The following is a 26433-nucleotide window of genomic DNA, read 5'->3' on the forward strand; positions in this document are numbered from 1 at the left end:
GGACGTATTTCAACCTATTGACTTTTAATTTGAAATAGGAATTATATTTTTATTAGGTTACAAAGATGTAAATAAACGGCAATTCACATTGCCGAAACCGTGTTGCGTATCGCACAATGACGGTAGATTCCACGGCAAAGATTCTCACGATGAGCAAATCATTACAAAAACCCACCATTCTGCATGTCGAAACAGTCGCGCAATCGCGGCTTTTTAGCGTGGAAAGTGTGGATCTCGAATTCAGTAACGGCGTGCGCCGCGTTTATGAGCGGATGCGTCCTACCAATCGTGAAGCGGTTATGATTGTGCCGATTGTTGACGATCATGTGATTCTGATTCGCGAATACGCAGTGGGAACCGAATCCTACGAGTTGGGTTTTTCCAAGGGGTTGATCGACCCGGGCGAGAGCGTGTTCGAGGCTGCAAACCGGGAGCTTAAAGAAGAAGTCGGTTTTGGCGCGAAGGATCTGACGTTTTTGAAAAAGCTCAGCATGGCCCCCTCCTATTTCTCCAGCAAAATGAACATCGTGGTGGCAGAAGGTCTGTATCCGGAGTCGTTGGAAGGGGATGAGCCGGAACCGCTGCCGCAGGTGCGCTGGCCGCTGGCGCATCTGATGGATCTGCTGGAAGATCCTGATTTTACCGAAGCGCGTAACGTGAGCGCGCTATTTCTGGTGCGTGAATGGCTGAAAGGACAGGGAAGGCTCTGATACGCGCTTTCCCGCAAAAATGGCTAACACGGTGTTCAGAACGGGTCATCGACAACAATAAAAAAGGCGCCGGAGCGCCTTTTTTGATCAGAACAGTTCGTGCGTTTCGCCATTGTCGATAATGGTGGTGCCCACCTCATGCACCGCCTGTTGCGTTGGCTGGGTGCCTTCAATGAAATATTCCGCCCGGCTGTTGCCGCCGTTAGCCAACTGCCCGGTGCTGCGATCGATATTCACCGTCACAATGCCCGGCGGCGGGGTTAGCGGCTCTTCAGGCACGCCTTCCAGTACCGCTTTCATGTAAGCATCCCACGCCGGTTGCGCGCTCTTTGCGCCGCCTTCGTAGCCGGAGATCTGATCTTTTATCGCGCCGGAAGCGGTGGTACGTCCGAGATCGCGACGGTGGTCATCGAACCCAATCCATACCGACGTCACCACGCCCGGGCCGTAGCCGGAGAACCATGCGTCTTTCGAACTGTTGGTGGTTCCGGTTTTCCCGCCGATATCGTGACGCTTAAGATCGCGGCCCGCGCGCCAGCCGGTCCCCATCCAGCCGGGTTCACCGAAGATATTGGTGTTCAGCGCGCTTTTGATCAGGAAAGCCAGCGGGGTGTTAATGACGTGCGGCGCATATTCCTGCGCGCCCGTCTGCGCCACCAGCGCCTGGTTTGCCTGCTCCAGTTTTGGCATTGGCACAGCGGCATTTTGCTGCTCGCCAGAGACCGCGACATCTTCCACGTTGCTGTTTTCCAGAACGTTCGATTTCTGCGTATCGCCGTAAATCACCGGAATATCACATTCCGGACAGGCAATTTTGGGCTTCGCCTCAAAAATTACGCCGTTCTGGTCGGTTTCAATCTTGCTGATGAAATACGGATCGACCAGGAAGCCGCCATTCGCCATCACCGCATAGCCGCGCGCCACCTGTAACGGCGTAAAGGAGGCCGAACCCAGCGCCAGCGATTCGGTATGCACAATGTTCTGTGCCGGGAACCCGAAGCGCTGTAAGTATTCTGCCGCGTAATCCACGCCCATCGCACGCATCGCGCGCACCATTACCACGTTTTTCGACTGTCCCAGCCCCTGACGCAGACGGATCGGACCGGCATACTGCGGCGGGGAATTTTTCGGACGCCAGTCGGAACCGGCGCCGGCATCCCAGCGAGAAATCGGCACATCGTTCAGCATGCTCGCCAGCGTCAGGCCTTTATCCATCGCCGCAGTATAGAGAAACGGCTTAATGTTGGAACCGACCTGACGCAGCGCCTGAGTCGCGCGGTTGAACTTGCTCTGGTTGAAGTCAAAACCGCCCACCAGCGCCAGTACCGCGCCATCTTTAGGATTGATCGACACCAGCGCCGAGTTCACGTCCGGCACCTGCGCCAGCCACCAGGCTTCGCCCATCTTGCGAACCCAGATTTGCTGGCCCGTCTGGATAACGTCGGTGACTTTACGCGGCGTCGGCCCCTGCTGGGTATCCGAACGGTACGGGCGCGCCCAACGAATGCCTTCCATACGTAGCGCAACCGATGAGCCATCCGCCAGCGCCGCAGTGGCTTCCTGCGGATTCGCGCTGGTGACCACGGCGGGGAGCAGCGGGCCGTAGGTTGGCAGGGCTTTCAGCGTGTCGGTGATTTTCTTACTGTCCCACGCCGTTTCGCCCACTTTCCACAGCACGCTCGCCGGACCGCGGTAGCCGTGGCGCATGTCATACTCCAGCACGTTATTGCGTACCGCCTGCTGGGCGGCCTGCTGCACTTTGCGGGTGATCGTGGTGTAAATGCGATATCCGTCTTCATAGGCGTTTTCGCCGTAACGGGCATACATTTCCTGACGCACCATTTCGGACAGATACGGGGCGGAGAAGGCGATTTCCGGAGCGTGGTAATTGGCGTCGATCGGCTCATCACGCGCCTGGTCGTACTGCGCCTGGGTGATGTAGCCTTCGCTCAGCATACGTGACAGCACTACGTTGCGGCGCGCTGTCGCGCGATCCATCGAATAGAGCGGGTTGAACGTTGAAGGCGCTTTCGGCAGACCGGCAATCACCGCCATTTCGCTTAAGGTGAGTTGATCGATCGACTTACCAAAGTAAACCTGCGCCGCCGCACCGACGCCGTAGGCGCGGTATCCCAGATAGATCTTGTTCAGATAAAGCTCAAGAATTTCGTCCTTGTTCAGCATTTGCTCAATGCGGATGGCGAGGAACACTTCCTTGATCTTACGTATCAGCGTGCGCTCCGGACTCAGGAAAAAGTTTCTCGCGAGCTGCTGAGTAATGGTACTCGCTCCCTGCGACGCATGGCCGGAAAACAGCGCGACGCTGGCCGCACGGAAGATCCCCACCGGGTCCACTCCGTGATGCTCATAGAAACGACTGTCTTCCGTCGCGATAAACGCTTTCACCATTTCCGGCGGGATCTGGTTCAGCGTGACCGGAATACGACGCTTCTCGCCATATTGGGCGATCAGCTCGCCGTCCGCGCTGTACACCTGCATCGGAATCTGCAGGCGTACATCTTTGAGCGTCGCGACGTCAGGCAATTGCGGCTCAATATAACGATACAGACCATAAATCGAGCCTGCTCCCAGCAGGATGCAACATACTGCAAGGATCAATAAATACTTTACGAACTTCACTGGAGATTTCCCATTTAGTTTCATTTGGGCAGTTTATAAACAACCGCGCGGTAGTATAAAGGCAAGCCTGACGCATTGATATACCCGTAAGAGCGACGGGTGATAAGGAGATCATCAGCGATGGCTTTTAAAATCTGGCAAATTGGCTTGCATATTCAACAACGTGAAGCGCTGGCGGTGGCCGTTGTGCGCGGCGCGTCGGGGTGGTCGCTTCAGCGCTGGTGGCGTATCCCATTGGCGCAATCCACCTTGCAGGAAGGGCACATGCACGACCCGGAACCGCTTGCCGCGGCGCTCCACGCCTGGAGCCGTGAACTGCCGCAGCGACATCAGGTTCATCTCTCGTTTCCCGCCAGCCGTACGCGGCAAAAGACATTTCCCCGACCGTCGATGTCCTTACGCGAACGAGAGCAAACAGCGTGGCTGACGGGCTCGCTGGCGCGCGAACTGGATATGGACCCGGACGCCCTGCGTTTTGACTACAGCGAAGATGCGCTGGCCCCCGCGTTTACGGTCACAGCCGCCCAGGACAAAGAAGTCTCCACCTTGTTAACGCTCGCGCAAACGCTCCGGATCCAGGTCGCGGCTATCACACCAGATGCTTGCGCGCTGCAACGGCTGCTGCCTTTTCTTCCTCCCACGCAATCCTGCGTGGCTTGGCGCGATGAGACGCAGTGGCTCTGGGCGACGCGGTACGCCTGGGGGCGCAAAACGGTGGCGGAGGTGGCGTCAGTCGATGGGCTTTCCGCGTCTCTTTCCCTTACGCCAGACGCCGTAGCGCTGTGTGCGAAAGCGCAGTTTGATCCGTGGCAGGCGATTTCAGTTCGCCAGCCTCCTGTCCCTGAAGAAGGCCACGCCTTCGCCGTCGCGCTTGGGCTTGCGCTGGGAGACGCGAGCGCATGACGTCATCTGTCAATTTTCTGCCCTGGCGACAGCGCCGACGCAGGGCCTGCCTGCGTTTTTGGGGCGTCATGTTTGGCGCATCCGCCGCGCTGGCGCTCGCGGCAGGCATAATGGGGTATGCCACCCGAAATGTTAACGGGCGGGTGGATGCGCAGTTATTGCAGGCTGAAAACCAACGGATGGCGGCGCTGACTGCCATAAAACCGCATCTGCAACGGCGCCAGATGCAGACGCAGCAGGCCATAGCGCAGGAGAAGGGGCGAAAGGCTACCCGGCGGTGGCAGTCTGCGCTACGCGCGCTGGCGCAGCATCTTCCTGAACAGGCCTGGCTGACAAAGATCGAGTACAGGCAAAGTACGCTGGCGCTGAGTGGTAAAACGCTGACCTATGCGGCATTAAGCGCGCTGGAGACAACGCTGCGGGGCTCCCGGACCTTTGTCATCAGCCACACTGGCGGGACGCGTCAGAACGAGCAGGGACACTGGCTCTTTGAATATCGCCTGACAGAGAGAGATACGCATGACAGCGCTCTTTGATCTCTGGTGTGCGTTATCGCCACGGATACGGGCCGTTTGCTGGGCGGGCTGGACATTAGCCCTGAGCGCGCTGGCGGCGTATTGCCTGTTTCTTTCACCCGTGGAAAGCGGCGCATCGCTGGCGCAGCAGCGGGCGGCGAACGCTCAACGTTGGCAAAGCCTGCATCGCCTTGCAGAGTCGGCGGCGCGTATCCCTGCGTTAACGACGGCAAATACCGCGCCATTCTCACCGCTCGCTATCGCGTTGCCGGGATTGCGCCTGCGCCACTGGCAGCCATCGACGCAGGGCGGAGAACTGGCGCTGCGCGCAAAGTGGGAGGCGATTCCTTCGCTGTTTGCGTATCTCGCAGAACGCGGAATCTCGGTCAACGGTTTTTCCCTGACGGCGGAGAAAAACGCACTGCTGCTGACGCTTACGCTGGAGTCGCTTCATGACTAACAGGCGCTGGCTTCTGGCGGTTATCTCGCTATTGCTCCTGACCGGGATGCGCGATCCCTTTCGCCAGCCAGAGGATCGCTGCCATTCCTCTACACTGGCGCAGTGGCGGTATCAGGGCGTGGTTGGAAAAGGGGAGCGACATATCGGGCTGCTGCGCGACAGCGAACATCGATGGCGGCGGGTTGAGCTGAATACGGCGCTTGATACCGGCTGGACGGTCATTCAGCTCAACGAGCAGACATTAACCGTTCAGACGGGAACAGAATGTGACCCGCCGCAATGGCGATGGCAAAGACAAGGAGACGTTGATGAGGCATTGGATACTGGCGGTACTGTTAGCCATATTGCATCCGGCACAGGCCGGAAAGGCACAGAGCGTCACTCTGGTGGTGGATGACGTGCCGGTAGCCCAGGTGTTACAGGCGCTTGCCGAGCAGGAGCGTAAAAATCTGGTGATCTCGCCGGACGTTAGCGGCGCGGTGTCGCTGCATCTGACGGACGTGCCCTGGCAGCAGGCGTTACAGACGGTGGTAAAAAGCGCGGGTTTAGTGTTGCGTCAGGACGGTTCGATTATGCATATTCATTCCGCCGACTGGCGGAGCGCAGAGGCGGCGCGTCGGGAAGCGGAAAACGCGAGGCGACAGGCCAGCCTGCCGCTGGAAAATCGCCCTATCCCGCTGCACTATGCCGACGCCGGTGAGTTGGCGAAAGCGGGGAGTGCGCTGCTGAGCCCCCGGGGCAGCATCACGGTGGATAAACGCACCAACCGGCTGCTGGTCAGAGACACCCGACCGGCGCTGGCATTGCTTGAACACTGGGCAGGACAGATGGATCTTCCGGTCGGGCAGGTCGAACTGGCGGCGCATATCGTGACCATAAACGAGAAAAGCCTGCGCGAACTGGGCGTCAAATGGACGCTGGCCGACGCTCAGCAGGCGGGCAGCGTAGGGCAGGTGACAGCCCTGGCGGGCGACCTGTCCGTTGCCGCGGCGACAGCGCGCGTGGGGTTTAATATCGGGCGAATAGATGGGCGCATGTTGGATCTGGAGCTTTCCGCACTGGAGCAAAAACAGCAACTTGATATCATCGCCAGCCCGCGCCTGTTGGCCTCGCATTTACAACCCGCCAGCATAAAGCAGGGAAGCGAGATCCCCTACCAGGTTTCCAGCGGCGAAAGCGGCGCCACGTCAGTCGAGTTCAAAGAAGCGGTGCTGGGAATGGAAGTGACGCCTACGGTGCTGGCAAAGGGGCGGATTCGCCTTAAACTGCATATCAGCCAGAACATGCCGGGGCAGGTGCTGCAACAGGCCGACGGCGAAGTGCTGGCTATCGACAAACAGGAGATCGAAACGCAGGTTGAGGTGAAAAGCGGCGAAACGCTGGCGCTGGGGGGCATTTTCTCGCGTAAGAATAAATCCGGTAAAGACAGCGTGCCGTTGCTAGGCGACATTCCCTGGCTTGGGCAGCTTTTTCGCCATGACGGGAAAGAAAATGAGCGCCGTGAACTGGTGGTCTTCATTACCCCCAGATTGGTCTCGACAGAATGATTTATGCATGAAACACCGGTGTTTTTGCACTTAACTCGTTTCAGGGGTTTGACGTGCGCAACTATTTAGCATACAAGGAGTACCGATTTGAGAGTCGGTACTTCTCATCGCCGTCCGGCAACGCTGACTCGGGTTGTCTACAATCTGGTTTGGTGATTTATTCAGTTGCCAAACCCGCTTGAGTATTGAGATAATTTTCAGTCTGACTCTCGCAATATCTTATGAGGTTTCAGTTCATGTCCTGCTGCGCTCAGTGTCGGCGAAGCGGGTTTATCATTAACGATCAGTCTTAGTAGTACCGAAAAAATGGCAGAGAAACGCAATATCTTTCTGGTTGGGCCTATGGGTGCCGGAAAAAGCACCATTGGGCGCCAGTTAGCTCAACAACTCAATATGGAATTTTACGATTCTGATCAAGAGATTGAGAAACGCACCGGAGCTGATGTGGGCTGGGTCTTCGACGTAGAAGGTGAAGACGGCTTCCGCGATCGTGAAGAGAAAGTCATTAACGAATTGACGGAAAAACAGGGTATTGTGCTGGCAACCGGCGGTGGCTCTGTTAAATCACGTGAAACCCGTAATCGTCTTTCCGCGCGTGGCGTCGTGGTTTACCTCGAAACGACCATCGAAAAACAACTTGCGCGTACGCAGCGCGATAAAAAACGTCCGCTGTTGCAGGTGGAAGCGCCGCCTCGCGAAGTTCTGGAAGCGTTGGCCGACGAACGCAATCCACTGTATGAGGAGATTGCTGACGTCACTATTCGTACCGACGATCAGAGCGCGAAAGTCGTTGCAAATCAGATCATTCATATGCTGGAAAACAACTGATTCCGGCTTGAGCCTGGCCCATTAGGCTCTTAATACACACTCGGTAAGCGGGTATTAGCTATTAAGGTGGATGTCGCGTCATGGAGAGGATCACCGTCACTCTCGGGGAACGTAGTTACCCTATCACCATCGCGGCTGGTTTGTTTGACGAACCGGCTTCTTTCTTACCGCTGAAATCGGGCGATCAGGTTATGTTGGTCACCAACGAAACCCTGGCTCCCCTCTATCTTGATAAGATTCGCAGCGTACTTGAACATGCGGGTGTCAACGTTGATAGCGTCATCCTGCCTGACGGCGAGCAGTATAAAAGCCTGACGGTGCTGGATTCCGTGTTTACCGCCTTGCTGCAAAAACCGCACGGTCGTGATACGACACTGGTCGCCCTTGGCGGCGGCGTGATTGGCGATCTGACCGGTTTCGCCGCCGCCAGCTATCAGCGCGGCGTGCGCTTCATTCAGGTTCCAACGACGCTTCTGTCGCAGGTTGACTCCTCCGTTGGCGGTAAAACCGCCGTCAACCACCCTCTCGGCAAGAATATGATCGGCGCGTTTTATCAGCCCGCCTCCGTGGTCGTGGATCTCGACTGCCTGAAAACGCTGCCCGCGCGCGAGCTGGCGTCTGGCCTTGCGGAAGTGATCAAATACGGCATCATCCTTGATGGTGAATTTTTCCACTGGCTGGAAGAAAACCTGGATGCGTTGCTGCGTCTCGACGGCCCGGCGATGGCGTACTGTATTCGTCGTTGTTGTGAGCTGAAAGCCGAAGTTGTCGCAGCAGACGAGCGCGAAACCGGCTTACGTGCTTTACTCAATCTGGGACACACCTACGGCCATGCTATTGAAGCTGAAATGGGTTATGGCAATTGGTTACACGGTGAAGCGGTCGCAGCAGGTATGGTAATGGCGGCGCGCACTTCGGAACGGCTCGGGCAGTTTACGCCAGCAGAGACGCAGCGCATTATCACCTTACTTGAGCGCGCCGGATTGCCGGTTCACGGTCCGCGAGACATGTCCGCGCAGGCTTACCTGCCGCACATGCTGCGTGATAAAAAAGTGTTAGCGGGAGAAATACGCTTAGTGCTTCCGCTGGCGATAGGGAAAAGTGAAGTCCGCGGCGGAGTGTCGCATGAGGTGGTTCTTAACGCTATCGCTGATTGCCAGCAGGCGTAACAACAAGAAAGGTCGGACTGATACGGCACACGTATCGGCCATTTAAATTCAGGTTTGGTGCAACGTAGTAAGCATTAACCTTTGAGTGGGGTGTTAAATGGATGAATTCAAACCAGAAGACGAGCTGAAACCCGATCCCAGCGATCGTCGCCCTGGTCGTTCTCGTCAATCTTCTGAACGCGGTGAGCCGCAGATCAACTTTGATGATGTTGATCTGGACGCGGACGATCGTCGTCCCACTCGCGGACGCAAAGAGCGTCTTGATGAGCCGGAACCAGAAGAATACGAATCCGATGACGAAAGTGTGGATGAAGAACGCGTTGAGCGTCGTCCACGTAAGCGTAAAAAAGCGGCCAGTAAACCCGCTTCCCGTCAGTACATGATGATGGGCGTAGGGGTGCTGGTGCTGTTGCTGCTGATCATCGGAATTGGCTCCGCGCTGAAAGCGCCATCCACGCCTTCTTCCAACGCACAAACGGCCTCAGGCGAAAAGAGCATCGATCTTTCCGGCAATGCCGCAGACCAGGCTAACGGGGCGCAGCCTGCGCCAGGCGCTACATCCGCCGAGCAGACCGCAGGGAATTCCCCGCAGGACGTCTCTTTGCCGCCGATCTCCTCAACGCCAACGCAGGGTCAGGCGCCAGCCACGGCAGAAGGTCAGCAGCGTGTTGAAGTTCAGGGTGACCTGAATAATGCGTTGACCCAGCCGCAGGGTCAGGAACAGATGAACAATGTGGTGGTGAACTCGACGCTGCCGACTGAACCCGCTACCGTGGCGCCGGTTCGTAACGGCAACGCGCCGCGTCAGACGGCAACCGCGCCGACAGCGGAACGTCCGACGCCGTCCCGTCCGGAGCGGAAGCAGGCGGTGATTGAGCCGAAGAAACCGCAGGCAACCGCGAAAGCGACACCAGCAGAACCAAAGCCGGTGACCCAGCCGAAGCGTACCGAACCGACAGCAACGTCTAAACCGGCGACGTCCGCGCCAGCCGCGACGACAGCGCCTAAGGCCACGGCGAGCGCCACGCCTGTGCAGAAAGCCGCCCCGGCTCAGACCACGCCAGCGGCAACGACAGGGAGCGCCGGTGGAACGAAAAGCACCGGTAACGTCGGTTCTCTCAAGTCAGCGCCGTCCGGTCATTACACGCTGCAGTTGAGCAGTTCTTCTAACTACGACAACCTGAACGGTTGGGCGAAGAAAGAGAATCTGAAAAACTATGTGGTATATCAGACGACGCGTAATGGTCAGCCGTGGTATGTTCTTGTAACGGGCGTCTATGCCTCGAAGGACGAGGCAAAACGCGCAGTGTCTACGCTGCCAGCCGATGTGCAGGCAAAAAATCCGTGGGCTAAACCGTTGCATCAGGTTCAAGCCGATCTCAAGTAATGTTAAGCGCAGGATGCTGTCGGAGCTTTCTCCACAGCCGGAGAAGGTGTAATTAGTTAGTCAGCATGAAAAAAAATCGCGCTTTTCTGAAGTGGGCAGGGGGAAAGTACCCCCTGCTGGATGATATTAAAAGGCATTTACCAAAGGGCGAATGTCTGGTCGAACCCTTCGTTGGGGCCGGGTCGGTGTTTCTCAACACCGACTTTTCGCGTTATATCCTTTCCGATATTAACAGTGACCTTATCAGCCTCTACAACATTGTGAAAACACGTACCGACGAGTACGTGCAGGCTTCCCGCGAGCTGTTTACGCCCGAAACAAATCTCGCTGAGGTTTACTACCAACTGCGCGAGGAGTTCAATTCCAGTGAAGATCCCTTCCGTCGCGCGGTGCTGTTTCTGTATCTGAACCGCTATGGCTACAATGGCCTGTGTCGTTACAATCTGCGCGGTGAATTTAACGTCCCTTTTGGCCGTTATAAAAAACCTTACTTCCCGGAAGCTGAGCTGTATCACTTTGCCCAAAAAGCGCAGAATGCAGAGTTTCATTGCCTCTCTTATGAAGAGTGCATGAATCGCGCGGATAGCAATTCGGTTGTCTATTGCGATCCGCCTTATGCGCCGCTGTCGGCGACGGCGAATTTTACCGCTTACCACACCAATAGCTTCAGTCCCAAAGAGCAGGCGCACCTGGCTCAGATGGCGGAAAAGCTGGTCAGTAAGCGGATCCCGGTGCTAATTTCGAACCACGACACGCCCGATACGCGTGAGTGGTATAAAGCGGCAAAACATTTTCAGGTCAAAGTGCGACGCAGTATAAGCAGCAACGGCGGCACACGTAAAAAGGTGGACGAACTGCTGGCTCTGTACAAACCAGGAGTCGTTTCACCCGCGAAAAAATAATTCTCAAGGAGAAGCGGATGAAACAGTATTTGATTGCCCCCTCAATTCTGTCGGCTGATTTTGCCCGCCTGGGTGAGGACACCGCACAAGCACTGGCTGCCGGTGCGGATGTCGTGCATTTCGATGTGATGGACAACCACTACGTCCCCAACCTGACTATCGGCCCGATGGTGCTGAAGTCTCTGCGCAAATATGGCATTACCGCACCCATTGACGTGCATCTGATGGTGAAGCCGGTTGATCGCATTGTCCCGGACTTTGCCGCCGCAGGCGCCAGCATTATTACTTTTCATCCGGAAGCCTCTGAACACGTTGACCGCACGCTGCAACTGATTAAAGAACATGGCTGTAAGGCGGGTCTGGTCTTCAACCCGGCAACGCCGCTGAGTTATCTCGATTACGTGATGGATAAGCTGGATGTGATCCTGCTGATGTCCGTAAACCCGGGTTTTGGCGGCCAGTCGTTTATTCCGCAAACGCTGGACAAGCTGCGTGAAGTGCGTCGCCGTATCGATGAGTCCGGCTACGACATTCGTCTCGAAGTTGACGGTGGTGTGAAGGTAAACAACATCGGTGAAATCGCGGCGGCGGGAGCAGATATGTTCGTTGCAGGCTCCGCTATTTTCGATCAGCCTGACTACAAAAAAGTCATTGATGAAATGCGCCGTGAACTGGCAAAGGTAAGTCATGGATAAATTGCAGGATATTCGGGGCGTCGCCTTCGACCTCGACGGCACGCTGGTCGACAGCGCGCCGGGATTAACCGCCGCGGTGGATATGGCGCTGTACGCGCTGGAACTGCCGACGGCAGGCGAAGAACGCGTGATCGCCTGGATAGGTAACGGCGCGGACGTATTAATGGCGCGTGCGCTTGCCTGGGCCCGTCAGGAGCGCGCCACGTTACGTCAGTCCCAGGGCAAACCCCCCGTCGATGATGATATCCCCGCCGAAGAACAGGTCCGCATTCTGCGCAAGCTGTTCGACAGATACTATGGCGATGTGGCTGAAGAAGGGACGTTTTTATTCCCTGATGTCGCCGACACGCTGGGCGCGCTGCACGCGAAAGGGCTGCCGTTAGGTCTGGTGACCAACAAACCGACGCCGTTTGTCGCGCCGCTGCTGGACTCGCTGGATATCAGCAAATATTTCAGCGTGGTTATCGGCGGTGACGACGTGAAAAACAAAAAACCGCATCCGGATCCGCTGCTGATGGTGGCAAGTAAGCTCGGTATTTCGCCTGAGCAATTGCTCTTTGTCGGGGATTCGCGTAATGATATTCAGGCTGCAAAAGCGGCAGGTTGCCCGTCAGCAGGACTCACCTACGGCTATAACTACGGCGAGCCGATCTCTCTGAGCCAGCCTGACCTCATGTACGACCGCATAAATGAACTTCTGCCCGCTCTCGGGCTTCCGCATAGCGAAAATCAGGAATCGAAAAATGACTAAGCCCATCGTTTTTAGTGGCGCACAGCCCTCAGGTGAATTGACCATTGGCAACTACATGGGTGCGCTGCGTCAGTGGGTGAACATGCAGGATGACTACCACTGTATCTACTGCATCGTTGACCAGCATGCCATCACCGTGCGTCAGGATGCACAGCAACTGCGCAAAGCGACGCTGGACACCCTGGCGCTGTACCTTGCGTGCGGTATCGATCCTGAGAAAAGTACCATCTTTGTTCAGTCTCACGTGCCGGAGCACGCGCAGCTGGCCTGGGCGCTGAACTGCTACACCTATTTCGGTGAATTGAGCCGCATGACCCAGTTTAAAGACAAGTCTGCGCGCTACGCCGAAAACATCAACGCCGGTCTGTTTGATTATCCGGTGCTGATGGCTGCCGATATTTTGCTGTATCAGACTAACCAGGTTCCGGTCGGCGAAGACCAGAAACAGCACCTCGAACTGAGCCGCGATATTGCGCAGCGTTTCAACGCGCTGTATGGCGAGATCTTCAAAGTGCCTGAGCCGTTTATTCCGAAGTCAGGCGCGCGCGTGATGTCGCTGCTGGAGCCGACCAGGAAGATGTCCAAGTCAGACGACAACCGCAACAACGTGATTGGTCTGCTGGAAGATCCGAAATCGGTGGTTAAGAAAATCAAACGCGCGGTGACCGACTCCGACGAGCCGCCGGTCGTGCGTTACGATACCCAGAATAAAGCGGGCGTATCTAACCTGCTGGACATCCTTTCAGCCGTCACCGGTCAGAGCATCCCTGAACTGGAAAAACACTTTGAAGGCAAGATGTATGGCCATCTGAAAGGCGAAGTGGCGGAAGCCGTTTCCGGCATGCTGACCGAGCTTCAGGAACGTTATCACCGCTTCCGCAACGACGAAGCGTTCCTGCAGAAAGTGATGAAAGAAGGGGCTGAAAAAGCCAGCGCGAGGGCTTCTGAAACGCTGAAAGCGGTGTACGAAGCGATTGGGTTTGTCGCCAAACCGTAATAACACGCGAAAAACGAAAAAACCGGGAAGCCCCGGTTTTTTTGTATCTGCGCAATTTTTCAGAGTCTATTACTCTGCGGTTGGACCACAGCCGCCAATAATTTTGGAAATAGAAATGGCCGGGTGCAGCAGGTAGTCATAAGAGCAGGTTTTATTGCGGTTTTCAACGTGACCCGTACATGCCGTCAGGGTAGCCAGCGCTGCGCCTACCAGTGCCATTTTAATAAACTTGTTCATTTACATTTCCTATGTAAAAAATATAATTTTTAACTAATGATAGAGGTGGTGGATATATTTTCCCCACCCGGATTCGACGATAGCGTAATCTATTTTTTGCGTCAGTAAGGGAATGGAGAAATAAACCGAGGTAAGATGCTTATGTCTTTAAATTCATGCGGTTATAAGAAGGTATGATTCCGGACGTTTATTCCGGACGGCAATAAAAAAGGCCAGACAGCGCTGGCCTTCGTGTTCAGACAGTATTAATGGTTGGAGAACCAGTTTAGCTTTTCGCGTAATCCGACGACGCGACCCACGATAATTAATGCAGGACTTTCTACCTGCGTCGCCAGCTCGCCTAATTGTGCGAGTTCGCCTTTCACCACTCGCTGTTTTACAGCGGTGCCGTTTTCTACCAGTGCGACGGGCATATCCGCTTGCATACCGAATTCGATCAATTTCTGTTGAATAGTAGCGGCTTGATTCAGGCCCATGTAAAACACCAGCGTCTGTTTTTCTGCCGCCAGGTTTTCCCAGTCCAGCTCGCCGCCGGTCTTCAGGTGGCCGGTGACCAGACGAACGCTCTGCGCGTAATCGCGATGGGTCAGCGGGATCCCGGAGTATGCAGAGCACCCGGAGGCGGCGGTAATTCCCGGCACCACCGAGAACGGAATGCCCGCATGGCAGAGGGTTTCCAGCTCTTCGCCACCGCGACCAAAGATAAACGGATCGCCGCCTTTCAGACGCACCACGCGTTTGCCTTTTTGCGCTTCGCGCAGCAGGATCTGATTAATTTCCTCCTGCGGTACGCAGTGGTAGCCCGCGCGTTTGCCGACGAATACGCGATCCGCGTCGCGACGCACAAGGTTCATGATGTCGTCTGACACCAGACGGTCGTACACCACCACGTCGGCCTGCTGGATCTGTTGCAGTCCTTTCAGGGTCAGAAGGCCGGCATCGCCCGGTCCTGCTCCCACCAGCACCACTTCGCCGCGATGATCCAACGGCTCGTTAAGTAACTGCTCGGTGACGTCCGCCACTGCTTTTTCGTCGGTGTTAGCCAGCGACTGCGCCAGACGATCGTTAACGAAGAATTTTTCCCAGAAGCGACGGCGTTCGCCCATGGTGGCGAACTGCTGCTTCACGCGTGAGCGCAGTGTTCCGGCGTAATGTGCGACCTGGCCGAGATGCTGAGGCAGCAGGGATTCCAGCTTTTCGCGCAGCAGGCGGGCAAGCACCGGTGAGGTGCCGCCCGAGGAGACCGCCACCATCAGCGGCGAACGGTCGATAATTGACGGCATGATGAAGCTGGCGGCTTTCGGCGCGTCCACCACGTTACAGAAGATTCGGCGCAATTCTGCCGCATCGCTGACGCGCTGGTTAACCGCATCATCATCCGTGGCGGCAATCACCAGCCAGCAGGGGTCAAGAAGGGTTTCATCAAAGGGCCCTTCAACCAGGGTTAACATGCCCTCATTTGCCCATACGGTGAACTGCGGATCAAACGCCAGCGCATTCACCGTTAAACGCGCGCCCGCGTCCAGCAGCAGCCGCGCTTTGCGTTCTGCGACATCACCACCGCCGACAAGCAAACAGTCGCGGTCACGGAGTTGACAAAATATAGGCAAATGGTCCACGACATTACCCCTTAATCACTGATCAGATTCTCAGTTTGGTTAATTTTCGCCGGAACGGGACGCTCCGATTTTGGCGTAGCATACCAATAACCTAATCCCATGAATACGACACCGGACAAAGTATTGCCAAGAGTTACCCACAGCAGATTATGCCCTATTCCTGCCAGGGTATAGGCTTCGCTATGGTGACCGAACCAGGAGAGGGCAAATAGCGTCATGTTCGCCACGGAGTGCTCGTAGCCGGAGGCGATAAACGCCAGCAGGCACCACCAGATCGCCATAAATTTGGCGGCGCCTTCGGTGCGAATCGCCATCCAGATCGCCAGACATACCAGCCAGTTGCACAGCGCGCCTTTAAAGAACAGAACCGTGGCTGGCGCGGTGGTTTTCGCCAGCGCCACGGAGTGCACAATGCTGGTATCAACCGGCAGCAGGCTGCCGCCGCCCCAACTGTACATCAGTGCGACAAACACGGAGCCGACCAGATTGCCGAGCCAGGTTTGCGGCAGAATCGCCCACATCTGACCGTGGGTGATGGTGCCCGCCTTGACGCCGAGCGTCAGGAACAGAGTATGCCCGGTAAAAAGTTCAGAACCGGCGATGATCACCAGCGTTAAGGCGATGCCAAAGGTAGCGCCCATCACCAGTGGTCGTACAGAAGGATCAAGAAGGTTGCCCAGCGTGAAGATCAAGATGATGCCAAGGCCAACGTAGGCTCCCGCCATTGCAGAGCTTACCCAGAATCCCAGCGGGTTTTTTGCCGACAGGCGTGCGATACGCGCAGCGTTAGCGGCGCATTTATTGATAGTGTCAGTAAACATAGTATTGATTATCCCTTTTCACTTCAGCCTCTGCGCAGCCGCACAAATGACGTTGTGAACACAATTAACAATGAAAAAAACGTCAAAAAAGGGAGGCGTTGCGCCTCCCGAAAAAATTAACCGCGTAACTGCACAATGCCGTCTTTCACCCGCGCGTCGTAATGCGCGACGGAATGACTTTCGTCTTCCATGCACAACCCGTCGCTCAGGCGGAAGCGTTGTTTTTTCAGCGGGCTGGCGACCCACAGTTCGCCCTGATGCTCTGCTATCAGTCCGCGAGAAAGTACGCTGGACTCAAAGAACGGGTCGATGTTGCTAATCGCGAACACCTGATCGCTGTGATACGGGCGGAATATGGCGACCTGTTCCTCGCCTAACAGCGCGCAGACGCCGGTTTCCGGCAGGATGTCATCAATGTGGCAAATGTCTTTCCACTGGCTCATGCGTTTTCCTCCACCAGAGTGACCGGGATGCGTTCATACGGCGTGGCCGGACGATGCTGTTCACGTTCAGGCACGACCTGGACGTTCGGATCGCGTTTATCGCTGTTGATGAAGTGCTTAAAGCGAACTTGCGCAGAGGGTGTATTGACGGTTTCAGTCCACTCACACACCACGGCTTCGCGCAGACGCGCCATCTCTTCTTCGAGATGGGCGTTCAGGCCCAGCTTGTCGTCAATAATGACGGACTTCAGATACTCGATGCCCCCTTCCAGGTTATCCAGCCACGGCGCGGTACGGGTCAGTTTGTCCGCTGTGCGGATGTAGAACATCATGAAGCGGTCGAGATATTTGAGCAGCGTTTCACGGTCAATATCCGCCGCCAGCAAATCCGCATGGCGCGGTTTCATCCCGCCGTTACCGCAGACGTACAGGTTCCAGCCTTTTTCTGTGGCGATAATGCCCACGTCTTTCCCCTGGGCTTCGGCGCATTCACGAGTACAACCGGAGACGCCGAACTTCATTTTGTGCGGGGTGCGAATACCTTTGTAGCGGTTTTCCAGCTCAACGCCGAAGCCCACGCTGTCACCGACGCCGTAGCGGCACCAGGTGCTGCCGACGCAGGTTTTCGCCATACGTAGCGCTTTGGCATAGGCGTGACCGGTTTCGAAACCGGCTTCGATCAACTGACGCCAGATTTCCGGGAGATCGTCTTTCTGCGCGCCGAACAGGCCGATACGCTGAGAACCGGTGATTTTGGTGTAAAGGTTAAATTCTCGGGCGATACGGCCCACCGCCACCAGTCCTTCCGGAGTGATTTCGCCACCAGCAGAACGGGGAATAACGGAATAAGTGCCATCTTTCTGGATATTCGCCAGGAAGTTGTCGTTAGTATCCTGCAGCGGGGTGTGCTGCGGCTTCAGAATGTATTCGTTCCAGCAGGAGGCTAGCAGGGAACCGACGGTGGGCTTACACACTTCACAGCCGTAACCTTTTCCGTGTTTTGCCAGCAGCTCTTCGAACGTTTTGATGCCTTCGACGCGAATCAGGTGGAACAGCTCCTGGCGTGAATAGGCAAAGTGCTCGCACAGGTTGTTGTTCACTTCAATGCCCTGTTTCGCCAGTTCGGCGTTCAGCACCTGGGTGACCAGCGGGATACAGCCGCCGCAGCCTGTACCGGCTTTGGTTTCGGCTTTCAGCGCGGCGACGGTGTGACAACCTTTGTTGATGGCGGCGACCAACATGCCTTTAGTGACGTCGAAGCAAGAGCAAATTTGCGCGCTGTCCGGCAGCTTGTCCACACCAATCGAGGGTTTACCGCTACCCGCGTGGGCAGGCAGGATCAGGGAGTCCGGGTTTTCCGGCAGTTCGATAGCATTCAGCACCAGTTGCAGCAGGTTGCCGTAGTCGCTGGTGTCGCCCACCAGCACCGCTCCGAGCAGGGTTTTGTTATCTTCGCTGACAATAAGGCGCTTATAGACCTCTTTGCTTTCGTCGAGGTAAACATAGCTACGCGCGCCCGGCGTGCGGCCATGCGCGTCGCCAATGCCGCCCACGTCAACGCCCAGCAGCTTCAGCTTAGCGCTCAGATCCGCGCCTTCAAAAACGTTTTCGTTGCCAAGGATATGATCAACGGCGACCTGCGCCATTTTGTAGCCTGGCGCCACCAGGCCGTAAACGCGATTGTTCCAGCTTGCACATTCGCCGATGGCGTAAATGTCCGGGTCAGAAGTTTGACAGGCGTCGTTAATCACGATCCCACCGCGCGTAGCGACGTCAAGGCCGCACTGAGTGGCCAGCTTATCGCGCGGACGAATACCGGTGGAGAACACGATAAAGTCGACTTCCAGTTCGCTACCATCGGCAAAACGCATGGTCTTACGCGCCTCGGTCCCTGTCTGGACGATCTCTTTGGTATTTTTGCTGGTGTGGACGCGCACGCCCATGCTTTCGATTTTGCGGCGTAGCTGTTCGCCGCCCATCTGATCCAGCTGTTCCGCCATCAGCATTGGCGCGAATTCGATGACGTGGGTTTCCACGCCGAGGTTTTTCAGCGCGCCGGCCGCTTCCAGGCCTAACAGTCCACCGCCGACTACCGCGCCACGTTTGCTGCGACGGGCGCAGGACTCTATGGCATTGAGATCTTCAATGGTGCGATAGACAAAGCAGTCCTGCGTTTCGGAGCCTTTAATCGGCGGGATCCACGGATAGGAGCCGGTGGCCATGATCAGCTTGTCATAGTAAACCGTGCGGCCCGCGCTGGAGTGGATCACCTTTTCCTGACGGTTGATGGTGATAGCGCGTTCGCCGACCAGCACTTTCACGCCATGCTTCTCGTAAAAGCCTTCACGCACCAGAGAGAGTTCTTCGGCAGTGTGATGGGAGAAGTAAGATGACAGGTGCACACGGTCATACGCTTTGCGGGGTTCTTCGCAGAAAACAGTAATATCAAAATTGGCAGCGTCGGATTTATCAAGAAGATCCTCAATAAAGCGATGGCCGACCATACCATTACCGATAATAGCGAGTCTGACTTTGCTCATTTTTGCCTCGATTTCTTTTCTATTACTGCCTACCTTAACGATTCAGCAACCCCACTTATTGATGCAAATCAAATTCACCTTTATATACTCCTTAAGGGGTATATTGCTGATTTGTCAGGATTTTTATAAGTCACGGAAATGTCAGACTTTTCGCGATTGTATAAATAACGTACAAAATGAGGGGTTTTTCAGCATCTCCAGCTACTCCCGGCGAAGAGAGGCGCTAAGACCTTAGAGGGAGGGGGACCGGACGACAACACGTTACGTTTTATCCGGCTCAGGAAAGATCAGGATGCCCGGTAACCCTACGCTACCGGGCAACTGAATTAATGCATCGCGGACACCTCGTGACGGCGATGGCGGGTGACAAAACCGAGGATAAAGCACATCACAAACACGACGGCATACAGAGCGTTAGCGGTGAACAGCGCCGCCTGCGGGCCGCTGTGCGCCACGATAGGACCGGTGACCACGAAGGTCAACATGGTGCCAATGGTGCCGCAAGTCAGCACAAAGTTAACCAGCTTTGGCGACGCCACTTTCGTCTGCTGGGAGCCCAGCGTAATAATCGTGGTGTAAATGGCGCTTGAGAAAAAGCCCAGCGCGAGGATAAACCACGGCATATGCGCTGGCGTGCCGGTGATAAACAGATACATCAGAACCGCAGCCAGACCGGCGAGCACCGTCAGGATGCGCTGCAAGTCAAAGAAACGCAGGATGACGCTGAATGCCCACATACCGAACATATAAGACATCCAGAAGTTGCTGACCAGCGTACCGGCATCGTTCAGACTCATTCCCAGTCCCTTCGCGTATTCCGGTACCCATGAGATAAAGCCCAACTGGCCCAGGATATAGCACAGCGCGGCAATGGAGAGAAACAGTACGCCGATGCCCCATTTTTCTTTTACTGCCGGTGTATCGCTTTTCGGTGCATGTTTGCCCAGCGCGGGGAATTCACAGCCAAAGGTCAGCAGGAAAATCGCCACATAGACCAGGCCGATGCAGGCATATACCCAGTACCACTCGATGCTGCGGGCCAGCAAAAAGGCGGCAACCATTGGAAAAATCATCCCCGCCATGCTGAAGAAGGAGTCGGTAAAAAGCAGGCGCGAGCCGCGCTGACGGCCTTCGTACATCTGGGTGATCAGGAAAGTCCCGATCGACATGGTGATACCGCTTACCACGCCGAGCACGAACATCGCAGCGGAGAACAGCGCCAGACTGTGGCTGAACATCAGTCCGGCCACCGCCAGTACCATCAGGATAAAGCCAAAACGCAGCTGCGTTTTTAGCGGGACGATTTCCATCAGCCAGGCGTTAAGAAAAATGGAGATCAAAATACCGGCGTTCAGGAAGGTGAAGGTATTACTCATACTGGAAACCGGCAGGTTGAAATACTCTGCGATGTTTCCCATCACCATCCCGGTGACAATAACCAGCGCCCCGGTCAGGGCGTAGGAAAGAAAGCTAATCCATGTGAGCTTGATGCGGTTGCTGTTAGTCATGACTGGCCTGTGTTGATACGCACCTGAAAACTGTGTGTATAAGAAAGTAAAGCGCATTGACTGCGCCACGAGCGGGCAGATTTTAGGCGCTTTAGTGATTCATTTAAACTTTTATTGGCAATTAATAAGTGCGTTACATTTTTTATTGTGATCAAAATCACGCATAGCCTGGCGGTCAGTAAGTTACAGATGTTTCTGGTAAGTAAAAATAGGTAAAGGGATGGCCTTGTCTCTGAAGCCTCTTTAGAATCAAAGCACTTGCTTTTTGTTACCGCTCTCGTTAAGGAATTCTCATGCTCAAATCGACCCTGGCGGCTGTCGCAGCTGTTTTCGCCCTTTCTGCTCTCTCTCCTGCGGCGTTGGCGGCGAAAGGGGATCCGCACGTTCTGCTGACAACCTCTGCCGGTAATATTGAACTGGAACTGAACAGCCAGAAAGCGCCAGTATCAGTGCAGAACTTTGTCGATTACGTGAACAGCGGGTTCTATAACAACACCACGTTCCACCGCGTGATCCCAGGCTTTATGATTCAGGGCGGTGGGTTCAACGAGCAGATGCAGCAGAAGAAGCCGAATCCGCCGATCAAAAACGAAGCCGACAACGGTCTGCGTAATACCCGAGGCACCATTGCGATGGCGCGTACCGCAGACAAAGACAGCGCCACCAGCCAGTTCTTCATCAATGTCGCCGACAACGCCTTTCTCGATCACGGCCAGCGCGACTTCGGATACGCCGTCTTTGGTAAAGTTGTGAAAGGGATGGACGTTGCCGATAAGATCTCTCAGGTTCAGACCAAAGATGTGGGCCCATACCAGAATGTGCCGACAAAACCGGTCGTTATCCTCTCCGCAAAAGTCCTGCCGTAATCCCTTTCGGCGCGGGTGTTTCATGCCCGCGCCTGTTTCCCCTTCCTGCGTAACCGCGTTTTGCCGCTTATACTTGGCAGACACGAGACTATCAGGGAGGCGTAAAGTGAAAAAACTCACCGACAGACAGAAATCCCGGCTCTGGGAGCAGCAGCGCAATACCAATTTTCAGGCCAGCCGCCGCCTTGAGGGCGTCGACAGCCCGCTAGTCACGTTAACCGCGCCAGAGGCGCTGGCACGCCTTGACGAACTCCGGAGGCACTATGAGCGCTAAAATCGGCGACGATCGCGATCCGTATCTTTACCCCGGTCTGAACGTTATGCGTAACCGACTGGGGATCCGCCAGGCGGAGCGGCTGACGCAGGCGGCATGGGAGCTGACGGCGCTGCGGGCGGCAACCATTGAGCTTGGCCCGCTGAAGCGAGGGTTACCGCATTTATGCGCCCTCCATCGCCAGCTGTACCAGGATGTTTTCGACTGGGCAGGGCAATTGCGCGAGGTCGATATTTATCAGGGCGATACCCGCTTTTGCCATTTCGCGTATATCGAGAAAGAAGGCAACGCCCTGATGCAGGATCTGGAAGAAGAAGGGTATCTGGTTGGGTTGCCCAAAGAGAAGTTTGTGAATCGCCTGGCGCATTACTATTGTGAGATCAACGTACTGCACCCGTTCCGCATCGGCAGTGGTATGGCGCAGCGTATTTTCTTTGAACAGTTGGCCATCCACGCGGGCTATTTACTGCACTGGCGGGATATTCCGGTCGATCGCTGGAACCAGGCGAATCAGGAAGGGGCGATGGGTGACCTTAGCGCGCTGGAGGCGATATTTCGGAAAGGGGTAAGCGAAGTCGAGGAAACTGAGTAGAATAGCGCGGTTTTCTTGTACCGGAGCCGCCATGATCCTGCTTATCGACAACTACGATTCGTTTACCTGGAATCTTTACCAGTACTTTTGCGAGCTGGGCGCGGATGTGCTGGTTAAGCGCAATGATGAGCTGACGCTGCCGCAGATTGACGCGCTTGGCCCGCAAAAAATCGTCATCTCCCCCGGCCCTTGTACGCCTGATGACGCTGGCATTTCGCTGGCGGCGATTCGCCATTACGCCGGGCGACTGCCAATGCTTGGCGTCTGTCTTGGGCATCAGGCGATGGCGCAGGCCTTCGGCGCAACGATTGTCCGCGCGGCGAAGGTGATGCACGGCAAAACCGCGCCTGTCCGCCATAACGGGCAGGGGGTGTTTCAGGGTTTAGCCAACCCGTTAAGGGTAACCCGTTACCATTCGCTGATTGTTGATCCTGCCACGCTGCCCGCTTGCTTCGAGGTCACCGCCTGGAGCGAGGCGCAGGAGATCATGGGGATTCGCCATACGACCTGGGATCTGGAGGGCGTTCAGTTCCATCCGGAGAGTATTCTCAGCGAGCAGGGGCATCAACTGTTGGCTAATTTCCTTAACCGATGATTTATGGTTGCCATTTAGTGATTTTTTATGCATATTTTGTGATTATTATTTCACATTGTTTTTTGCATAAGTGGATGGGCATGAGATGGCAACTGAACAAACGGCAGTAACTCGCGCAACTTTCGATGAAGTCATTCTGCCAGTTTATGCACCGGCGGACTTTATCCCGGTGAAAGGTAAAGGCAGCCGGGTCTGGGACCAGCAGGGCAAAGACTATGTCGATTTTGCCGGAGGGATTGCGGTTACCGCGCTCGGTCATTGCCACCCGTCGCTGGTGGAAGCGCTGAAAGCGCAGGGCGAAACGCTTTGGCATACCAGTAACGTATTCACCAACGAACCGGCGCTGCGTCTGGGACGGAAACTTATCGCCGCCACCTTTGCCGAGCGCGTGCTGTTCATGAACTCCGGGACGGAAGCCAACGAAACGGCGTTTAAACTGGCGCGTCATTATGCATGCGTCCGCCATAGCCCCTTCAAAACCAAAATTATCGCCTTCCATAATGCGTTCCACGGTCGTTCGTTGTTTACCGTTTCCGTGGGCGGTCAGCCGAAGTATTCCGATGGTTTCGGCCCAAAACCGGCCGATATCATTCACGTGCCCTTTAACGATCTCCACGCCGTCAGCGCGGTGATGGACGATCACACCTGCGCAGTAGTGGTCGAGCCGGTACAGGGCGAAGGCGGCGTGCTGGCGGCGACGCCGGAATTCCTGCAAGGCCTGCGCAAGCTGTGCGACGAGCATCAGGCGCTGCTGGTGTTTGATGAAGTACAAAGCGGCATGGGGCGCACCGGCGATCTGTTCGCTTATATGCACTATGGCGTGACGCCGGACATTCTGACCAGCGCGAAGGCGTTGGGCGGTGGTTTTCCGGTAAGTGCGGTACTGACCACCCAGGATATCGCTTCGGCATTTCACGTGGGCTCGCATGGTTCTACCTATGGCGGTAACCCATTGGCCTGTGCGGTTGCGGAGGCGGCGTTCGATATCATCAGTACGCCAGCCGTGTTAAGTGGGGTGCAGACGAAGCGGCAGAGATTTGTTCAGCATCTGCAACAGATCGATGAACGCTTTGACGTTTTCAGCGACATTCGCGGCATGGGCCTGTTGATTGGCGCCGAACTGAAGCCGCAGTATAAGGGGCGCGCGCGTGATTTCCTGTATGCGGCAGCGGAGGCGGGAGTGATGGTGCTCAACGCTGGCCCTGAGGTGATGCGTTTTGCTCCGTCGCTGGTGGTGGAAGAGGCGGATATCGACGAAGGAATGCAGCGTTTCGCGCAAGCCGTCGCGAAAGTCGTAAGCGAATAGGCCGCATAGAGCGTCAGCCTTTCATATCGCGCAACCGGCGGCTGAGCCAGATCCCGTGGTGCGGTCGCTGGCGCCAGGCCACCGACGAAATGGTATGCATGGTATTTAAATGCCCCAGCACACGCTGGAGATGCTGTTCCAGCGTGCTCAATGGCCCGTGGGAGAGCATCTCTGGCGCCTCAAGAATATTCACATCCCCAGAGCTGCCCGGCCCGTCATATTCCAGCCGCTGCTGACAACGCTGGAGCGCAATTTCACACGATTGCAGATATCGTTGGGCCAGATCAGGCGTCAGCATTGTATGTTCTCGCGCCAGGGTGGTCATCGCGTTGATATGCTCGACAATGAACTGGCTGTGGGTGACCCACAGCTTCATATCTTCCAGATAGTGCGTATTAAATCCCGGTTCCTGCATGGCCTGATTCAGCGAGTTAAACAGCGTGTTGTGGGCCTGGTTGACGCGCATTCGTTGGTATGCCAGCGGCGTCGCCTGCGGATCGTCGCTGAGGATCAGGCGGATCGCCTCCTGGTCCGCCTCCAGCGCGTCGTGGGCATTTTTGCGCAACAGACCGCTTTGCCACTGCGACCACAGCCAGACGGTGCCACCGAAGGCGATCAGACAGCCGATGATCGTATCGACAAACCGCGGAATGATAAATTGTTCGCCGTTCAGGGTTAACAGTTGCAGGGTGTACACCGCCGTGACGGTAAACCCCACCGTCGCCCAGCCGTAGTTTTTGCGGATAATCAGATAGCTCACCAGGGTGACGAAGAGCATTAAGAGCAGCGTATACCCTTCGGGGATATGAAAGTGCAGCGTCACGCCCGCGACGATAAGTCCCGCCAGCGTTCCGGCCGAACGGTGCAGAATGCGTACGCGCGTTGCGCCGTAGCCATTTTGCGTCACGAACAGTACCGTCATCAGGATCCAGTACGGCTTCGGCAGGTGCAGCGCGGTACCCATCAGGCTGGCGATACTCAGCATGACGCTAATGCGTCCGGCGTTGCGCAGCGCCGGAGACTTCAGCGACAGATAGCTTTTCAGCGCCGGTAGCAGCGGAAGCCGCCGCTGTTTATCCGCCATCAGATCGCGCGCGTAGAGCGGACGCTGGGTGCGAAGCACGCGGGCGATACGGCTGAAATGCCAGTAGCAAAACTGCCCGACGGGGTTATCCGGATGTTGATTGGCGATCTTTTCCAGCGCGCCGATTTGCTTCTGCATGGTGAAGCGCGTGGGCAGGCGATGGTACAGAATGTCATCCGCCAGCACTCTCAGACGCGTGGCGACGGTTTGCGCGTTCCAGCGGATCACCTGTTCGGCGTGGCTGCGCTCGACCAGTTTTTGCACCTCTTCCGGCTGGTGCAGGCTGACTGAGATATGTTCTTGCAGATCCAGCGCTTCCTGGAAGGCGCGCAGCATCCGTTTGTAATCGTTATTGTGATGCGCCGACAGCATATGCATTTGCTGGTAGCACTGGGTGATCAGGTCAACCGCTTTCTGCTGGCGTACCAGCAGCGGCGGTAGGGCTTTTTCCGGATCGGTGTGCTGGGTCAGCATGCTGTATTTCGCTTCGCAGTAATCTGCCAGTTCGCGATACAGCAGGCTTAGCGATTCGCGCAGCGGCTGTTCGCGCCACAACCAGAACCAGAACCAGTTAAACAGTCCATACCACAATGTCCCCAGCGCATAGATCAGCAGCGGCTCCCACACTGGCATATTTCCCGCCAGACTAAGGGTAAAAATTGCGGCGATCAGCGAAGCGGGAAGCAGGCGGGCGTGAAGCGAGCTTAACTCCGCGGTGACGCCGAGGAGCAGCGTCAACCCGGTCAGAATCAGCGGCAACGGCACCGCCTGCGCCAACAACAGTTGCATCGCCAGGCTACACCCGGCAAACAACGAGGCGCCAATGACCAGGCGCTTGAAGAAGCGCTTGTGCGGCGTATCAAGCCCGGCAATGTTACAGCAGGCGGGAACGAGGGAGAAAAGCAGGCCCAGATGCAGTTGGCCTATCAGCAGGCCGACGGCCACGGGCAAACAGAGCACCAGCGTCTGACGTAGTGCGTAGTTGATCTCAGGGTGATAAATCAGTCTGCGCCACATCGGGAAAACAAAAATAGCGCGCTAGCA

General features: G+C 55.9%; 26 protein-coding genes. 18 read left to right on the plus strand and 8 right to left on the minus strand.

Translation table 11 applies throughout. The features are described from left to right. The first annotated feature begins 149 nt into the window (after positions 1-149). A complete protein-coding gene (nudE, locus tag HVX72_RS01660; RefSeq protein ID WP_060571183.1) occupies positions 150-710 on the plus strand; it encodes an ADP compounds hydrolase NudE in 561 nt (186 codons plus the stop codon). An 87-nt stretch (positions 711-797) separates the two neighbouring features. Here nudE and mrcA read toward each other — a convergent pair whose 3' ends face one another. Next, positions 798-3350 (minus strand): peptidoglycan glycosyltransferase/peptidoglycan DD-transpeptidase MrcA, encoded by a 2553-nt coding sequence (mrcA, locus tag HVX72_RS01665; RefSeq protein WP_181822430.1) that lies wholly within the window; start codon positions 3348-3350, stop codon positions 798-800. Between the two features lie 120 nt (positions 3351-3470). Here mrcA and HVX72_RS01670 point away from each other — a divergent pair, with 120 nt between their 5' ends. From HVX72_RS01670 to trpS, 12 genes are all read left to right on the plus strand, one after another. Continuing rightward, positions 3471-4253 carry a DNA utilization protein HofM gene (locus tag HVX72_RS01670; protein ID WP_181822431.1) on the plus strand — a complete coding sequence of 261 codons (783 nt, stop codon included), beginning with the start codon at positions 3471-3473 and terminating at the stop codon, positions 4251-4253. Further along, positions 4250-4789: a PilN domain-containing protein gene (locus tag HVX72_RS01675; protein WP_181822432.1), complete on the plus strand. Its 540-nt coding sequence runs from the start codon at positions 4250-4252 to the stop codon at positions 4787-4789. The genes HVX72_RS01670 and HVX72_RS01675 overlap by 4 nt, the downstream gene beginning before the upstream one ends. Next, a complete protein-coding gene (locus HVX72_RS01680; protein ID WP_181822433.1) occupies positions 4773-5228 on the plus strand; it encodes a hypothetical protein in 456 nt (151 codons plus the stop codon). Before HVX72_RS01675 ends, HVX72_RS01680 begins: the two co-directional genes overlap by 17 nt. Then, positions 5221-5625 (plus strand): HofP DNA utilization family protein, encoded by a 405-nt coding sequence (locus HVX72_RS01685; protein WP_181822434.1) that lies wholly within the window; start codon positions 5221-5223, stop codon positions 5623-5625. Before HVX72_RS01680 ends, HVX72_RS01685 begins: the two co-directional genes overlap by 8 nt. Further along, a complete protein-coding gene (hofQ, locus tag HVX72_RS01690; RefSeq protein WP_181822435.1) occupies positions 5537-6775 on the plus strand; it encodes a DNA uptake porin HofQ in 1239 nt (412 codons plus the stop codon). The genes HVX72_RS01685 and hofQ overlap by 89 nt, the downstream gene beginning before the upstream one ends. 306 nt (positions 6776-7081) lie before the next feature. Beyond that, positions 7082-7603, plus strand: a complete 522-nt coding sequence (gene aroK, locus HVX72_RS01695; protein ID WP_042286358.1) for a shikimate kinase AroK — start codon at positions 7082-7084, stop codon at positions 7601-7603. Positions 7604-7683: 80 nt separating this feature from the next. Then, positions 7684-8772 carry a 3-dehydroquinate synthase gene (aroB, locus tag HVX72_RS01700; protein ID WP_181822436.1) on the plus strand — a complete coding sequence of 363 codons (1089 nt, stop codon included), beginning with the start codon at positions 7684-7686 and terminating at the stop codon, positions 8770-8772. Between the two features lie 97 nt (positions 8773-8869). Next, positions 8870-10159: a cell division protein DamX gene (damX, locus tag HVX72_RS01705; protein WP_181822437.1), complete on the plus strand. Its 1290-nt coding sequence runs from the start codon at positions 8870-8872 to the stop codon at positions 10157-10159. Between the two features lie 65 nt (positions 10160-10224). Then, positions 10225-11061 carry an adenine-specific DNA-methyltransferase gene (dam, locus tag HVX72_RS01710; RefSeq protein WP_042286349.1) on the plus strand — a complete coding sequence of 279 codons (837 nt, stop codon included), beginning with the start codon at positions 10225-10227 and terminating at the stop codon, positions 11059-11061. 17 nt (positions 11062-11078) lie between these two features. Continuing rightward, complete coding sequence (gene rpe, locus HVX72_RS01715) at positions 11079-11756, plus strand: ribulose-phosphate 3-epimerase (protein WP_042286346.1); 678 nt, start codon at positions 11079-11081, stop codon at positions 11754-11756. Beyond that, on the plus strand, positions 11749-12507 hold the full coding sequence (gph, locus tag HVX72_RS01720) for a phosphoglycolate phosphatase (RefSeq protein WP_181822438.1): 759 nt from the start codon (positions 11749-11751) through the stop codon (positions 12505-12507). The genes rpe and gph overlap by 8 nt, the downstream gene beginning before the upstream one ends. Beyond that, on the plus strand, positions 12500-13504 hold the full coding sequence (gene trpS, locus HVX72_RS01725) for a tryptophan--tRNA ligase (protein WP_042286340.1): 1005 nt from the start codon (positions 12500-12502) through the stop codon (positions 13502-13504). The genes gph and trpS overlap by 8 nt, the downstream gene beginning before the upstream one ends. A 69-nt stretch (positions 13505-13573) precedes the next feature. On the opposite strand, the gene HVX72_RS01730 is transcribed toward trpS, so the two are convergent. From HVX72_RS01730 to tsgA, 6 genes are all read right to left on the minus strand, one after another. After that, the gene (locus HVX72_RS01730) at positions 13574-13741 is read right to left on the minus strand and encodes a YhfL family protein (RefSeq protein ID WP_042286337.1); all 168 of its coding nucleotides are present in this window, start codon (positions 13739-13741) and stop codon (positions 13574-13576) included. Between the two features lie 245 nt (positions 13742-13986). Then, positions 13987-15360, minus strand: coding sequence for a siroheme synthase CysG (gene cysG / locus HVX72_RS01735; protein ID WP_042286335.1), 1374 nt, complete (start codon positions 15358-15360; stop codon positions 13987-13989). Between the two features lie 11 nt (positions 15361-15371). Then, complete coding sequence (nirC, locus tag HVX72_RS01740) at positions 15372-16181, minus strand: nitrite transporter NirC (RefSeq protein ID WP_042286332.1); 810 nt, start codon at positions 16179-16181, stop codon at positions 15372-15374. Positions 16182-16297: 116 nt separating this feature from the next. After that, positions 16298-16624 carry a nitrite reductase small subunit NirD gene (gene nirD, locus HVX72_RS01745; RefSeq protein ID WP_042286330.1) on the minus strand — a complete coding sequence of 109 codons (327 nt, stop codon included), beginning with the start codon at positions 16622-16624 and terminating at the stop codon, positions 16298-16300. After that, on the minus strand, positions 16621-19164 hold the full coding sequence (gene nirB, locus HVX72_RS01750) for an NADPH-nitrite reductase large subunit (RefSeq protein WP_181822439.1): 2544 nt from the start codon (positions 19162-19164) through the stop codon (positions 16621-16623). The genes nirD and nirB overlap by 4 nt, the downstream gene beginning before the upstream one ends. 326 nt (positions 19165-19490) lie before the next feature. Next, positions 19491-20672 carry an MFS transporter TsgA gene (gene tsgA / locus HVX72_RS01755; RefSeq protein ID WP_042286325.1) on the minus strand — a complete coding sequence of 394 codons (1182 nt, stop codon included), beginning with the start codon at positions 20670-20672 and terminating at the stop codon, positions 19491-19493. Positions 20673-20965: 293 nt separating this feature from the next. On the opposite strand from tsgA, the gene ppiA reads away from it, so the two are divergent. From ppiA to HVX72_RS01780, 5 genes are all read left to right on the plus strand, one after another. Then, a complete protein-coding gene (gene ppiA, locus HVX72_RS01760) occupies positions 20966-21538 on the plus strand; it encodes a peptidylprolyl isomerase A (RefSeq protein ID WP_042286322.1) in 573 nt (190 codons plus the stop codon). Between the two features lie 106 nt (positions 21539-21644). Next, positions 21645-21812, plus strand: coding sequence for a YhfG family protein (locus tag HVX72_RS01765; protein WP_060571196.1), 168 nt, complete (start codon positions 21645-21647; stop codon positions 21810-21812). Then, positions 21802-22404 carry a putative adenosine monophosphate-protein transferase Fic gene (locus HVX72_RS01770; RefSeq protein WP_042286314.1) on the plus strand — a complete coding sequence of 201 codons (603 nt, stop codon included), beginning with the start codon at positions 21802-21804 and terminating at the stop codon, positions 22402-22404. The genes HVX72_RS01765 and HVX72_RS01770 overlap by 11 nt, the downstream gene beginning before the upstream one ends. A gap of 31 nt (positions 22405-22435) precedes the next feature. Then, positions 22436-22999, plus strand: a complete 564-nt coding sequence (pabA, locus tag HVX72_RS01775) for an aminodeoxychorismate synthase component 2 (protein ID WP_181822440.1) — start codon at positions 22436-22438, stop codon at positions 22997-22999. Between the two features lie 85 nt (positions 23000-23084). Then, the gene (locus HVX72_RS01780) at positions 23085-24305 is read left to right on the plus strand and encodes an aspartate aminotransferase family protein (RefSeq protein WP_060571198.1); all 1221 of its coding nucleotides are present in this window, start codon (positions 23085-23087) and stop codon (positions 24303-24305) included. 13 nt (positions 24306-24318) lie between these two features. Here the strand turns inward: HVX72_RS01780 and HVX72_RS01785 are convergent, their stop codons facing one another. Continuing rightward, entirely contained in the window at positions 24319-26406 is a 2088-nt protein-coding gene (locus HVX72_RS01785; RefSeq protein WP_181822441.1) for a YccS/YhfK family putative transporter, read from the minus strand. Positions 26407-26433 lie beyond the last annotated feature (27 nt).

Origin of the sequence: Citrobacter sp. RHB21-C05 (assembly GCF_013889015.1) — a bacterium.
GTDB lineage: Bacteria > Pseudomonadota > Gammaproteobacteria > Enterobacterales > Enterobacteriaceae > Citrobacter_A > Citrobacter_A sedlakii.